Annotated in this window: 14 protein-coding genes; all 14 read right to left on the reverse strand. The window is 35.5% G+C overall.

Annotation, left to right across the window (positions count from 1 at the left end):
* Positions 1 to 138: 138 nt before the first annotated feature.
* The 14 genes from glmS to Q2T46_RS06090 all read right to left on the reverse strand — a co-directional run bounded on the left by glmS (position 139) and on the right by Q2T46_RS06090 (position 14,762).
* Positions 139 to 1,965 (reverse strand): glutamine--fructose-6-phosphate transaminase (isomerizing), encoded by a 1,827-nt coding sequence (gene glmS / locus Q2T46_RS06025; protein WP_303263839.1) that lies wholly within the window; start codon positions 1,963 to 1,965, stop codon positions 139 to 141.
* 316 nt (positions 1,966 to 2,281) lie between these two features.
* The gene (gene glmM / locus Q2T46_RS06030; protein ID WP_303263838.1) at positions 2,282 to 3,625 is read right to left on the reverse strand and encodes a phosphoglucosamine mutase; all 1,344 of its coding nucleotides are present in this window, start codon (positions 3,623 to 3,625) and stop codon (positions 2,282 to 2,284) included.
* Positions 3,626 to 3,758: 133 nt separating this feature from the next.
* On the reverse strand, positions 3,759 to 4,343 hold the full coding sequence (locus tag Q2T46_RS06035; RefSeq protein WP_311062411.1) for a lysophospholipid acyltransferase family protein: 585 nt from the start codon (positions 4,341 to 4,343) through the stop codon (positions 3,759 to 3,761).
* Positions 4,344 to 4,563: 220 nt separating this feature from the next.
* On the reverse strand, positions 4,564 to 5,115 hold the full coding sequence (locus Q2T46_RS06040) for a 2-oxoacid:acceptor oxidoreductase family protein (RefSeq protein ID WP_303263836.1): 552 nt from the start codon (positions 5,113 to 5,115) through the stop codon (positions 4,564 to 4,566).
* Positions 5,108 to 5,866: a thiamine pyrophosphate-dependent enzyme gene (locus Q2T46_RS06045; protein ID WP_303263835.1), complete on the reverse strand. Its 759-nt coding sequence runs from the start codon at positions 5,864 to 5,866 to the stop codon at positions 5,108 to 5,110. Before Q2T46_RS06045 ends, Q2T46_RS06040 begins: the two co-directional genes overlap by 8 nt.
* On the reverse strand, positions 5,866 to 6,933 hold the full coding sequence (locus Q2T46_RS06050; protein ID WP_303263834.1) for a 3-methyl-2-oxobutanoate dehydrogenase subunit VorB: 1,068 nt from the start codon (positions 6,931 to 6,933) through the stop codon (positions 5,866 to 5,868). The genes Q2T46_RS06045 and Q2T46_RS06050 overlap by 1 nt, the downstream gene beginning before the upstream one ends.
* Positions 6,934 to 6,951: 18 nt before the next feature.
* Positions 6,952 to 7,164 carry a 4Fe-4S binding protein gene (locus Q2T46_RS06055; protein WP_303263833.1) on the reverse strand — a complete coding sequence of 71 codons (213 nt, stop codon included), beginning with the start codon at positions 7,162 to 7,164 and terminating at the stop codon, positions 6,952 to 6,954.
* Positions 7,165 to 7,179: 15 nt separating this feature from the next.
* Positions 7,180 to 7,854: a hypothetical protein gene (locus Q2T46_RS06060; protein WP_303263832.1), complete on the reverse strand. Its 675-nt coding sequence runs from the start codon at positions 7,852 to 7,854 to the stop codon at positions 7,180 to 7,182.
* 69 nt (positions 7,855 to 7,923) lie between these two features.
* Positions 7,924 to 9,114, reverse strand: a complete 1,191-nt coding sequence (locus Q2T46_RS06065; protein ID WP_303263831.1) for a YbbR-like domain-containing protein — start codon at positions 9,112 to 9,114, stop codon at positions 7,924 to 7,926.
* Entirely contained in the window at positions 9,104 to 9,937 is an 834-nt protein-coding gene (gene cdaA, locus Q2T46_RS06070) for a diadenylate cyclase CdaA (protein ID WP_303263830.1), read from the reverse strand. The genes Q2T46_RS06065 and cdaA overlap by 11 nt, the downstream gene beginning before the upstream one ends.
* Positions 9,938 to 10,069: 132 nt before the next feature.
* Positions 10,070 to 10,483, reverse strand: coding sequence for a universal stress protein (locus Q2T46_RS06075; RefSeq protein ID WP_303263829.1), 414 nt, complete (start codon positions 10,481 to 10,483; stop codon positions 10,070 to 10,072).
* Between the two features lie 95 nt (positions 10,484 to 10,578).
* Positions 10,579 to 12,708, reverse strand: coding sequence for a transglutaminase domain-containing protein (locus Q2T46_RS06080; protein WP_303263828.1), 2,130 nt, complete (start codon positions 12,706 to 12,708; stop codon positions 10,579 to 10,581).
* Positions 12,674 to 13,831 (reverse strand): DUF58 domain-containing protein, encoded by a 1,158-nt coding sequence (locus tag Q2T46_RS06085; RefSeq protein ID WP_303263827.1) that lies wholly within the window; start codon positions 13,829 to 13,831, stop codon positions 12,674 to 12,676. The genes Q2T46_RS06080 and Q2T46_RS06085 overlap by 35 nt, the downstream gene beginning before the upstream one ends.
* A complete protein-coding gene (locus tag Q2T46_RS06090; RefSeq protein ID WP_303263826.1) occupies positions 13,824 to 14,762 on the reverse strand; it encodes a MoxR family ATPase in 939 nt (312 codons plus the stop codon). Before Q2T46_RS06090 ends, Q2T46_RS06085 begins: the two co-directional genes overlap by 8 nt.
* Positions 14,763 to 14,865: the final 103 nt, after the last annotated feature.

Here is a 14,865-nt window from a genome sequence, read left to right on the forward strand (position 1 = left end):
AAGCCACTTATCCCTTTGTTATTCTGTAAAGACTTAATCCTTAATCCCTTTGCCTTTTTTACCCCTCAACGGAACCACTTTTTTCGCATGGGTGGGAGGAATAAATGAGAAATACAACAACAGAACCTTTCCCATGTATCATTCTACGGTTACGCTTTTTGCAAGGTTACGAGGTTTATCAACATCGCATCCTTTTTCAACTGCCATGTAGTATGCTAAAAGCTGCAGCGGTATTACTGTGATTATTGGAGCTACTTCCTCCATGGTCTTAGGAAGATATATAACTTTGCCAACAACACCCTCTAACTGTTTATTTCCTTCCATTGCAAATGCAAGTACGTAGCCGCCTCTTGTTGTTACTTCTCTTATATTGCTAAGCATCTTCTCAAAAAGGTGTTCCTGTGTTGCCAATGCAATGACTAATGTGCCATTTTCAATCAATGCTAATGTTCCATGTTTTAATTCACCTGCTGCGTATGCTTCTGAATGTATATATGATATTTCTTTAAGCTTTAAAGATCCTTCCATAGCGACAGCGTAGTCAAGACCTCTTCCCAAATAGAATACGTCTTTCGTATTAAAATGATTTGATGCAAATTCTTGAAGCTCGTCTTTGTAATTTAATATGCGTTCTGCCTTCTCAGGAAGTTTCTTTAATTCATCGCAGATTTGTTTTGCATATTCTTTTTCAATTGTTCCCTTCTTCAATGCCAAATCTAATGCAATGAGGTATAAGGCTACTAACTGTGTAGTGTACGCCTTTGTAGATGCAACGGCAATTTCAGGTCCTGCCCAAGTATAAATTACATCGTCTGCTTCTCTCGATATAGAGCTTCCCACAACGTTTGTGATTGCTATTACTCGGGAATTATGTTTTTTAGCCTCTTTAAGTGCCGCAATCGTATCTGCTGTTTCACCTGACTGACTTACTACTATTGTCAATGTTCTTTCGTTTATTATTGGTTCTCTATATCTAAATTCTGAAGCTATATCTACTTCAACAGGTATTCTTGCAAATTTCTCTATAGCATATTTCCCAACAACACCTGCATGATATGCAGTTCCACACGCAACAATAAATATTTTCTCTATCTTGTCAATCTCATCCTTTGTTATTTTCACCTTGTCTAATACAATTTCGCCATCATTTACTATCCTACCTCTTAATGTGTCTTTTATAGCATTAGGCTGTTCGTGAATTTCTTTCAGCATGAAATGCTCATATCCGCCCTTTTCTGCCGACTCAACGTCCCATTTTACCTCAAATACAGATTTCTGCACATCTTTGCCAAATGCATCTATTATCTTGACACTGTCTTTCTTAATTATCGCAATTTCTTTATCATCAAGGAAGTACACTTTTCTCGTGTGTCTCAATATGGCTGGTACGTCTGATGCAATAAAGTTTTCACCATCTCCAAGGCCAACTATAAGTGGAGCATCTTTTCTTGCAGCAACTATCATATCTGGATGGTCTTTTGAAAGTACACCAAGCGCATAAGATCCTTCTATTCTATCGAGGACTTTCATAACGGCCTCTACTATATCTCCCTTGTAATAGTACTCAAGAAGATTTGCAACAACTTCTGTATCCGTCTCTGATTTAAATGTGTAGCCTTCTTCTATCAGCCTTTTCTTTAATGGCAGATAATTTTCTATTATACCGTTATGAACAACGGCAATTATCCCGGACTGTGACAAATGTGGATGCGAATTTATATCAGATGGTTCCCCATGTGTTGCCCATCTAGTATGACCTATTCCTATGGAACCATAAAGATTGTCTTTTTTAAGTGCTTCTTCCAGTTCACTTATTCTGCCTTTTGCCTTTTTTATATTTATATTGCCGTCGTTTATGACAGCTATACCGGCAGAATCGTACCCCCTGTACTCAAGCTTTTTAAGTCCTTCAATCAATATTGGTGTCGCCTGTTCATCACCAATATATCCAACAATTCCACACATAATAAAAATCTCCTCTCAATATTTTTTATATTTAGTTTTCCCTGCTCAAACCGCTCTATGCCAATGGTCACCCATGGTTTTCCCGGTTTTTTATCGATCGCAGGAGACCGCAGGGCATCCGCCGATAACTCGATAAACCCTGTCCTCGTCAACTTAGAGTTTCCTCTAAGCCCAGGCGCTTTTATTCAGTTGTAAATGTCATGGGCATTCCCCCTTTCAACATTTAAAGTCTTATAATTTGTGTCAATACTTAAAAGCTTATTTAAATTTTATATTAATCAGGAAGTAATTATACCTCCTGTATTAATAAGCACCATTAATTAAGCTTTCTTTCAATCAAGCTAGCCAATTCTTTTGCCATCGATTCAATCTTTTCTTGATCTTTCCCTTCTACCATTACCCTAACTAATGGCTCTGTACCTGACGGTCTTATTAGCACACGTCCCTCGCCTTGCATCTCCTTTTCTAATTTATTTATTTCTCTAGCTATGTCTTCGTCATCCATGTATTTGTGCTTTAATTCATTTTTAACTTTGGCATTTATCAAAACCTGAGGATATGAAACCATTACTCCTGATAATTCTGACAGCCTTTTGCCGCTTGAGACAAGAAGTTCAGCAACCTTAAGCGCAGTAATCTCCCCATCTCCTGTTGTATTGTGATCAAGAAATATTATATGACCTGATTGCTCGCCACCTATTGAGTAACCATTTCTAACCATTTCCTCCAATACATATCTGTCGCCGACTTTTGTTTTAACGACATCTATGCCATTTTGCTTTAGCGCTATATCCAAACCTATGTTGCTCATCACTGTCACAACTACTGTATTCTTATTTAGTTTGCCTCTACTTTTAAGATGTATGCCGCACATAGCCATTATGTGATCTCCATCAACGACGTTACCTTTTTCGTCAACTGCAATTAATCTATCTGCATCTCCATCAAAGGCAAATCCCACATCGGCACCGGTTCCAGCTACAATCTCCTGCAATACTTTTGGATTTGTAGATCCGCACTTGACATTTATTTTTTCTCCATTTGGATGCGAACCATAAAGTATTACATCTGCACCTAATTCATGAAAAAGTATTGGTGCGACTGTGCTGCTGGCACCATATGCGCAATCTAAAACTATTTTCAAGCCTTTTAAATCGCAGTTTATGGTGGACTTCAAAAATTCGATGTAATCCCTCTGAGCACTTTTACTTTCTACCACATTTCCAACATCCAATCCTGTCGGAGTTGGTAAATCGCTATTTTCATTTATAATCTTTTCTATCTTGTCTTCTACTTCATCCGGAAGTTTATATCCATCTTTATTAAAAAATTTTATTCCATTGTACTCTACAGGATTATGTGATGCGGAAATGACTACCCCTGCATCTAAATTATAAAACCTTGTTAAATATGCAACAGCGGGTGTCGGTATAATGCCTGCATCCATGACTTCAGCTCCAACTGATGTAAGTCCTGCTGTCAGCGCACTCTGAAGCATATCACCAGATACGCGGCTGTCACGTCCTATCAAAATCTTTGGCCTTCTGGAGCATTCTGTCAAAACATATGCGCCGGCTCTTCCCAGCTCAAATGCAAGCTGTGGTGTAAGATCCTTGTTTGCAACACCCCTCACACCATCCGTTCCAAATAATCTAGCCATATAATCCATTCCTTTCAGTAATCAAAAATCATACGATAATATTTTATCACACCGATTAAGTCAATGCAATTTACTATATATTCACTCTAATTTCATAAAAGTTCAAATTATAGTCTTGAATCCACCTAAAATCCTATTTTGAATGAAAATTTGTAAGCTCGTTTAGAGCATTTACTACCGCATTTTTCATATTTTCTAGCAATTCAGCTTTTTTAAGCGATAAATCTGGATATATACTTTTACCAACTGTTACAGAAATTTTTCCACTATGAGGCAAATACTCTCCCATAGGTAGCACTACATCAGTTCCACTTATTCCTACAGGCACTATAGGAAACCCAGATTTATACGAAAGATACATTGCACCTTTGTAAATCTTTTTTACACCTTTACTCAATGATATTCCACCTTCAGGAAACAAAGCAATTGATCGTCCATCATCAAGCATCTTGATGGCTTTTTTTAAAGCACTTACATCTGCAGAATTTTTTTTGATAGGTATTGTTTCTAAAGTATTTAAAATCAAATTTAAAATTGGGATTTTGTATAAATCCTTGCTGGCAAGAAAAAAAACTCTCCTATCAAGCGCATCTATCAATGCGATAGGATCTAAAATGCTCTTATGATTGGCTACAAAAATGCACGGTTCTTTCGGTATATCATCTATGAATTTTACGCTAAAACTACAAAATGAAGCAAGCAGCCCAGTTGTAATCATCTTTATCAAATTGTACAATATCATTAATATCACCCATAATTATAATAGATGACTTAGCAAAAAAAGTTCTCTATCTAAAATAAAAAAATCAATAAAAGCGAAATTCCCTTTGGAATATAATTATATGTAACTTCTTTGTTTCGCATTTTCGGAAAGTAACAAATTAAGGGAAATTTATACTTTTCTATGCAAAGTAAAAAACCTCCAGATTCGGAGATTTTTATTTTACAGCAAATTGAGAGCCAATAGACTCTTTACCTCTATTATATGCTTGTATATTTATTGGTATCAGTTTTTCTTTTCCTTCAAAGACTTTTTTAAAGCCATTTATTACAGCATCTTCGCTTACTATGTTTTTCAAACTCATCAATGCTCCAATCATTATGGAATTGGCAATCTTGAGATTTCCCATCTGATTTGCAATATCGTTTGCTGGAATCCTGTATAATTCAATGTCGCTCCTTCGTGCATCTATGTCTATTAATGAGCTATTTATAAGCAGTATGCCACCTTTCACCAGATGTTTTTCAAATCTTTCTAAAGAAGGTCTATTCATTGCAACAACTACCGTTGCCTCATTTATTATTGGAGATCCTACTGGTTCATCAGATATTGTAACATGACAGTTGGCTGTGCCACCTCTCATCTCTGGACCGTATGACGGTAGCCATGATACATTTTTTCCATCCATCATGCCTGCATATGACATTATAAGTCCCATTGACATGATTCCTTGTCCGCCAAATCCTGCAAATATTATTTTTTCATCCATTTTGTTTGACCTCCTCCAAGGTGTTTTTATATACACCTAAGGGATAGTATGGCTCCATTTTGTCTTTAATCCATTTTAATGCTTCGTTTGGTGATAAGCCCCAGTTTGTGGGACAGCTTGACAGCACTTCTATCATGGAGAATCCTTTTTTGTTTATTTGTGCTGTAAATGCGTTTTTGATTGCTTTTTTTGCTTGTAGTACGTGTTTTACGTCGTATACTGATACTCTTTCGATGTAGGATGCTCCATCAAGTGTCGACAGCATTTCACACATCTTCACCGGATAACCGTTGTTCCCCGGTTTTCTACCATATGGTGTTGTAAGCGTTTCTTGCCCTATCAAAGATGTAGGCGCCATTTGTCCTCCTGTCATTCCGTATATGGCATTGTTTATGAATATTACTGTTATGTTTTCGCCTCTTGCTGCGGCATGCACTGTTTCTGCCGTACCGATTGCGGCAAGATCGCCATCACCTTGATATGTGAATACAACTCTGTCTGGGTGAACTCTCTTTATACCGGTAGCTACTGCTGGTGCTCTTCCGTGTGCTGCTTCTTGCATGTCACAGTTGAAATATTCATAGGCAAATACTGCACATCCTACAGGTGCCACGCCTATTGCTTTGTTTAAAACTCCAAGCTCTTCCATCACTTCTGCTACCAGCCTGTGGACTATCCCATGTGTACAGCCTGGACAGTAGTGAAATGGGATATCTGTAAGGCCTTTGGTTTTTTCAAATACGACAGCCATTAAATTGCACCCCCTGATAATTTTCTAATCTCTTCTAGTATTGCGTAAGATTCTGGTACCATTCCTCCCGCTCTCCCGTAAAAGTACACTGGTTTTCGTCCATTGACTGCCAGCTTTACGTCTTCTACCATCTGTCCCATGCTCATTTCTATAGATAAATATCCTTTGACATGGTCTACAGTTTTTTCGAATGGTTCTACTGGGAATGGCCACAGTGATATGGGCCTTATTAGTCCTACTTTTATGTTTTCTCGCTTTGCTAACTCGATTACATTTTTTGCTACGCGAGCAATTGTACCGTATGCTACCAGTATAATTTCTGCATCTTCGCAATTGGTCATTTCATAGCGTACTTCTTCTTTTGATGCTTTTTCGTATTTTTTAAATAGTTCTATATTGTGTTTTTCTAACATTTGTGGATCTAGTTCAAGGGAGTTTATGATGTTTTTTTTCTTTCTTGTCCCCATGCCTGTTGTTGCCCATGTTTTTTCTTCTATGTGGTTTTCTCCTTTTTTTATGCTGCCAAAGTCGACAGGTTCCATCATCTGGCCTAACATACCGTCTCCAAGTATCATGACAGGATTTCTGTATTTGTCAGCTATGTCGAAGGCTTGTTGTACAAGGTCCGCCATTTCTTGTATTGTTGATGGTGCTAAAACAATTAATTTGTAGTCTCCGTGTCCTCCGCCTTTTGTTGCTTGAAAGTAGTCTGATTGTGAAGGTTGTATTCCACCAAGACCTGGACCACTCCTCATTATGTTTGCTATGACACATGGTACTTCCGCACCAGCTATATATGAAATTCCTTCCTGCATAAGACTTATTCCGGGACTTGACGATGTGATTAAGACTCTTGCGCCGGCTCCACCGGCACCATATACCATGTTTATGGCAGATACTTCACTTTCTGCCTGCAGAAATACTCCTCCTACTTCTGGCATTCTTTTTGCCATGTATGCTGTGACTTCGTTTTGAGGTGTTATAGGATAACCAAAATAATGCCTGCATCCGGCCTGTATAGCAGCTTCTGCCAATGCTTCATTTCCTTTCATCAATACTTTAGCCATTTTTATTTTCCCCCTTTGTCACTTTATAACAGTTATGACTGTATCAGGGCACATGATTGCACAGAACCCACAGCTTATACATTTTTCTATGTTTTCAGGTTTTATTATTGCTGGATGATATCCTTTGGCATTCAGCCTGTCTAGATTCATCTCAATTATGTGTTTTGGACATGCTTCTACGCATAGTTCGCAGCTTTTACATAAATTTTCATTAAAAATGACTTGCTTCATTTTCTATCCTCTCCATCAAATTTTATTCCATGGTGCTTTCATATATAGGTCTATAGGAAATACGTTGTAACCCATCTTATTAAGTTTTTCGGCAATATCTCTTTTTGCAGTAGTCATTTTAACGGGTATTCCTGTTATCCTAGACACATCTTCTACTATTTTTTGACCTTTTATGACATCTTCTACAGATGTATCATATGATAGATGTGTGTTATTGACGAGATGAGTCACTCTAATTCTTGCCGCATATTCAACAAGTTTTATATATTTTAGCACGGAATCTGTGTCTTTCGTAAAAGGCCTATTGACATTTACGATAAATAGGACATCGACATCTTTATTGAATATGATGTTGTGATACTGTCCAAATGCAATTGCCCCCGCATCATCTCCACCTACGTCAAACACAGCATGCTTTTCTTTATCTTGAATAACACTGTATATATCTCTAGACAATGCTGGCATATCAGCATTCATGTATTTTTCATCAACACCGATTACTTTAATACCCCATTTATCAAAAAGCTCTCTTCTCACCTCCCTGGGGCGAAAATAAGGGTTTACTATATCGAGATCTACAATATCTACATCGTGTCCAGTTTCTTTAATATACCTTGCATAATTTATAGCTATTTCAGTCTTACCTGTACCATAATGCCCAAGAACAATTGTAAGTCTCTTGTAATCCATTATCATCATCCTTTATTTAGCATACTCTCGTCCCTCTACTCACAAAAAGAAATAAGCAATAAATTCATTTTATTGAATATTCACATCTACAGTCTCTGGTTTTACTTTAACTATTTTCAGATTTAAATCTGTTGTAACATTTATTGGCAATGTCTGGGTACCTGGTGAAGCATTTGTTACATCTATATACGCACTAAATTCACTTGGAGTCGCCGAATTTACTACATTTTCAGGACCTGTCACTGTTATTACAACATTGGAATTTGAAACAGTCACGTTTTTATTGTCTGCACCCTTCACATCGATATTGCTGAGTGTAATATCGCTTGTAACTATTTTTTCAATATCGATATACACCTTTGCCGTACTGTCGCTTTTGACAAGGCTAATACCATTTGGAAGGTCAAAAGGTACATTTTCAGTGAACGATGCATTTTTCCCTGATATATCTATCTGCTTTGTATCAATACTTTTTATAGAATTCAAGACAGAATCTTCTCCTGTAATGTATACATACTCAGGTAGGACGTTGACTTCCGCTACATCATAGCCGTCCATTGGCTTGCCAAATATTTTAGCATTTACAAGCACTCTTATTGCTCTATTTACATCTATCTCAACTTTGATATATTTGGGATTTAAATCTACTCCTTTGACTTCATTGTTATCGCTGTCTACAGCCTCCACTGGAACAGATATATTTACATCCTTTGACTTATTAGACATATCTACTTGAGCAATTACACTTTTTACTAAGTTAACTTTACTTTCCGGTCCACTAACTATAACTTCTCCAGGGGTTAATATAGCCGGCTTCATTGCATATCCATCCATAACAGTGCCATTTACCTTGACGTGAACAGGCATTTGCACTCTAGCTACTTTATCTACATCTAACTTTATCTCAGATGGATTTGCAGAGACAAATGTCACATTTTTAGGCAGTGAACTAACCTGTACTGGTACCACATTTATCCCCTTAGTTATTATCCTGCTTACATCTGCTTCCACCTGTATATCAGAAGGCCTTACACTCATAACGTCGCTTCTTCTTCCTTTTATTCTAACTGTCACTGTGAAGTTCTTATCACCAACTAATGTCAATCCTTTTTTATCAAGGGTATTCACATTAACAATATTTACAGGAATATTGCCTATATCGTATGATATTTCAGGATTTTTCTCTCCCATAACATAAAGCCATAATATAAAGGCTAAAACAACTGAAAGTATCTTTATTGTGATATTTTTACTCAGCATGTTTATTCCCCCATTTAAACCAATTGGGTCCTTTGCTCTCTTTTACTTTAAACATACTTAGGAGAACTTCCTTCAATGTCTTTATATCCAAATGTCTAGAGATTCTCCCATTTTGAGCCAATGAGATGGTACCTGTCTCCTCAGAAACTATGACTGATACAGCATCTGATATCTCTGTCACTCCTATTGCGGCCCTATGTCTTGTACCAAGCTCTGTGCTTAAATTCTGATTATCAGTAAGCGGCAAAAAACATCCTGCAGCCATTATTCTGTCGCCTCTTATTATAACTGCACCATCATGAAGTGGAGTATTTGGTATAAATGTATTTATTAGAAGCTCACTAGATATCTTAGAGTCAAGGGATATGCCTGTTTCTATCAATTCATTTAAACCTGTATTTCTTTCTAAAACTATAAGTGCTCCTATTTTTGATCTAGACAAAAACTGAACAGCATCGCATATCTCACTTATGACATCCTCTATATCCTGAATATCATCGTTTATGATGAAGAAGTTTCTTTTTATGAACTCGCTTCTGCCAAGTGATTCCAAAGCTCTTCGCAGTTCCGGCTGAAATACTATTAAAAGTGCTATTACGCCTACAGTCATCGCATTGCTTAAAATATAATTGACTGTCCTAAGCTGCAGCCATTCACTTAACTTCGTCAATATTAAAAGTATTACAATTCCCTTAAATAACTGTTCTGCTCTCGTTTTTCTTATGACTAAGATAAGTCGATACATTACGTATGCTATTATTGCTATGTCGACAATATCATTTATTTTCATTGTCTTTATTATTTCTATAAGGCCATTGAACAAAAAGCTCACCTCTCGAGGCAAAATTGTAAACTAATATAATTTTAGTACTTGCTCATAATAATTATACAATAATAATCCGCAAAATCCTATAAACTTTAATATTTAAATATAGAAAAAGTCATAGAATGATTGTCATTCTATGACTTCCACTATGATATTTTTTTCTTCAACTCGTTTTATAAGAGGATTTATTACATCCCCATGAAGCAGTACTTCGAAAGCAGACCTTAATGATTTGCCAACTATTATCTCTGTAATATCGTTTTTATTTGCAAATTCAGCTAATGTATCAGATATCTTTCTGCCCACTAATATAGATACTCTGCCACCCAACTTCTGAGCCATCTCAAAGAGTTCAATTAAAATCTTGTGTTCTTTCAAATCTTTATATATATTATTGTTTTTATTTACATACACAACACAAAATTCCCCATTTGTCTCTCTCGCCCTCTCTGCTCCTCTTTCAACAAGCCTTCGGCAACTTTTTTGAGGCGTCACGCAAACCATGATCCTGCTTTTTACCCCAGGCTCGTAACTTAAAACCATCAGCAAGCCTCCTATCAGGAGAAATAATAACCATACTAAATATATTATATATTTAAAATAACATTTGTGTCAATCGAACAAATCATCAGAGTTACTTATGCTAAACTTTTTCTATTCCTGATATTCCTTTTTAAGTACTCTTTTATATATGCAACATCTTCTTTAGATGGATCCAAATTTCCATACACCAAATCATTGTATACTTTTGTTACTCTGTCAAAATCTTTAAATCCAGCATTCATAACTTTCTCTTGATATTCTAAAGTTGTTTCACAGTCGTCTTTTCTAAGAGCTCTTTTCCTGAGGCTTTTAAGTATTTTATTGTAATAATATACATATGCATTTCTATTGGAGCTAAGATATTTCTTTAGCAAAACATATTTAATAGCAGCCACGATGGCTAATATTAATACTGCAATCAATACTACTATGATTGCATAAATATTTCTGCGAGGAATTGTATTGTTTCCTGATTGATTTTTGACGATATTATCTTGCGTCTTATTTTGGTTTGCACTTGTTTTCGGTATGGCTACATTACCGGTATTAGTATTTGTCTGAGTGGAAGATGGTGTCCCGATATTAGTACCTGCTGCTGGAGAAAATGTCTCAGAATAAATAGCCGTTGGCTCAAATGTAACCCAGCCACTGTTTTGAAAGTGTACTTCAACCCACGCATGGGCATATGATGCTTCAATGTCATAATTATCCCCAAAAATAGGTGGGGTAGGCATTTTAAAGCCCACAACATATCTGGCAGGTATCCCTATAGTCCTTAACATAATAACCATTGAAGTTGCAAAATACGTACAATAGCCTTGTTTCAAATCGAAAAGAAAATAATCGACAAAGTCTCTTCCAGGTGGTGTTTCAGGAACATCCAGATTGTATTTATACGTATTTCTAAGATACTGCTCAATGGCTTTTACTTTGTCATAATCAGTCTTCTTATCTTTAGTTATGCTTAAAGCCAATTCTCTTACCCTTTCAGGCAAATTATCAGGATATTGAAGATATGTTTTCATATCATCGCTGGCAACAGCTTTATCATTCTCTAAATCTTTGACACTTATGTCAGATTTGTAATATTCAACAACATAAGGACTTTTTATCCTTCTTCCCACAGATGTCAATGCTAAAGAGCTTTTGTCGTATATATTGTTAATACTTACATGATACGGCTGCCAAGGCGAAAATATAATATTTGTATTCATCGCTACCGGATAAATTTCTAACTTTTTTATGGTGTATTTTATACCTTTTGAAAAGGCAGGCGGAAAATAATTGTCATTTCCAAAATTGTGCTGAATCTCAGAATTTGTCCATCTGTTGTTCTCATAAGTATCAAAAACTTCACCTCTTAAGTATGTGCTTTCATCAGCTTTTACCCTCATAACAATTTGATCACTTACACTATTCGGCCCACCCAGATCCTGAGAAAATGAACTAAAGTCAGTGCTGAAAGTCGTTGTAGTGCCTTCATTTCCTACACCGTTTCTCCATGTTTTTGTAAATGGAAATGTAGCATAGAATTTATCATTCATTGATTTCCACACAACAGGTTGAAAACTTTTTGGCAGTGCATATGCAATTGCAGTGCTTATAGAAGAAAACACCATCGATATTATAAGCAGGCTTACAATTGACGCTTTGCCATTTCCAGCCTTTTGATAATAATTTATTGACATATTTATAAAACTTACAGCAACATAAAATATTAAATAAATATACGCTTTATCGACATAATTATACCACTGGAAAACACATACTAATACACCGAAAAGCATCGTTAAAAAATAACTCTTTAAGATGCTGTTTAAAAAAGTAATAATCAGTGCAACGACAAAAATACCTAATATAGCAGTCGTCAAAAAATACCTGCTTGTCAATTGGCTAAATCCGTCAGGCCAATTTGTTTCTCCCATATATATGTAAAGCCAATTTATATATCTATCAATATCTACAACGACTTTTGTAAGCACATCCTTCTTCATGTAAAAATAGTATAAATCTACTAAAATGAACAATGAAAGAAATGCTATAATAAGTTGCGGCCGCTTAAAAAGAAATGTCAGTAAAACAACGAATACGGAAGATAAAAATATGATATCAAATATACTTACATTAAAGTTCAAGCCCACAAATACCGACAATGACAGTATTACTGATAAGATAACAGTTATAATATATTCAAATATATTGAACTTTTTTGCGTATATCTTCATATTTATCTCCCCAAGAAATAATTTTTATTCCCAAATCATCTAATTTTCTTTTTGTCTCTTCTTCCAATGGCTCTTTATTTGTATAAAATATAATTACATTTTGATGCAAATTAATATTTGACAGTGTAAATACAGTTTTTTCATCAACATATGGTGTAATTATCGCCAATGTAGACTCTCTAGAAACACGTCTTATATTATTCAATAGTTTTTCATTGAAATCACTATCATAAGTCGGAAACAATTTAAGAGTCAATAATTTAAAAATACTAAAATCTTTTATGCTTTTACATCTTGCCAAAAGCTTGTTTGATTCATAATCGATAAGGCTTACAGGTACACTATTGGAAAGGCAATATTTTGCAATGGAAAGTACACACTCTGCAGTTTTTTCGTCTATCATTCCATTATAGTCTTCTCTGTAATGCTGTCTATACAAATCCCATATTATAAAAACTTCATTTGATGCTGTATATTCATATTCTTTTACATACAATTTCTGTAGTTTTGCAGATATTCGCCAATGAACCCTTTTGAGGCTATCACCGTCAATGTATTCTCTTAAATTTGATAAGTTCGTATAATCTTCGTACTGCTTATTTTTACCTTCAGCTCTACCTATTTCCGCAATTGCAGGCAGCTCAATCGAAATGTCGTATACGTTGGGATATACAATTATCTTATGCTTTTTATTAAACGTCTTTTTAACCTCAAATATGCCAAAAGGGTCCCTTAATTTTATTTTAACAGGACCTATCTTATATATTCCCCTTCTTTTACACTCGATGCTTCTTTTTATTGCTTTCTTTTGAAACGGACTTAAATTCGTCGTTATGGGAAAAAAGCTTTCATTTTTTTCATCAATAGCTATAAATATCAAAGGTAAAAATCCTTCATTTTTAATTTTTATCTTATATCTAATTTTCTCTCCAACATGGATTTCAGCCTCTTTTATATCCACTTTTAGCTTGATTGATGCTCTGCCTATCATGGAATATAAAATGCTTAATAATAATATCGATGAAAGAGCAAAGAAGATGTAATAAAGTATTTCTCCCCCAGTAAATAATGCAAACAGAAAAGATACTGTTGTAAATGACAATAAAAGAAAAAAACTACGCATATTTCTTTACCACCGGAACTTTTGTCCCATTCAAGATATCTTTTATCACACTTCTCTCATCAAGGTTATTAAATCTAGCTTCATTTTTTAATATTATTCTGTGTGACAAAACTGGCACGCTTAAATATTTCACATCATCAGGCAGAACATAATTGCGTCCTTCTATAAAAGCCTTTGCTTGCGACGCCTTCATCAAACTAATTGCCGCCCTCGGACTTGCTCCCAGAAGCACAGTTGATAAATTTCTAGTATTGTTGACTATCGTAATAATATAATCAAGAATGCTGTCATCAACATAGACAGACTTTACTTCATCTTGCATTTTTAATATTTCCATTATCGACACAACAGGCTTTAAATTTTCAAGAGGATCTAACGCCTCAAACCTTTTAAGCATCTCAATCTCATGTTTAATATCTGGATATCCTAAATTGACTTTAATCATGAATCTATCTAGCTGTGCTTCGGGAAGCCTAAATGTACCATCGTATTCAATAGGGTTTTGTGTGGCGATTACCATAAAAGGACGAGGCAACATGTAAGTCTTTCCATCTACTGTAACCTGCCTTTCCTCCATTGCCTCCAAAAGGCTTGATTGTGTCTTAGGTGATGTTCTGTTTATCTCATCAGCCAGCAATATTTGACTCATTATGGGTCCTTGTTTAAACTCAAATACTCCTTTTTCCGGATTGTATATAGAAACACCAATAACATCAGATGGCAATAGATCCGGCGTAAATTGGATTCTCTTAAAATCAGCATTAATTGACTTCGCCAATGCTTTAACTAACGATGTCTTCCCGACTCCTGGAACATCTTCTATGAGAACATGTCCACCAGATAAGAGTGCCACCAACACCAATTTCACTTCTTCTGTTTTGCCTATTATCACTTTGTTTATATTGTCAATAATTTTAATTATCGTTTCCATAATTCCTCCATAGTTTTTAATATCTGTAATACACAAATATTTTATCCAAATTATATAGTTTCTTTACTATAAGTATACAAAAAAAATTTTCCTTAAACAAGGA

The organism is Thermoanaerobacterium sp. CMT5567-10 (assembly GCF_030534315.2).
Classification (GTDB): Bacteria; Bacillota; Thermoanaerobacteria; order Thermoanaerobacterales; family Thermoanaerobacteraceae; genus Thermoanaerobacterium.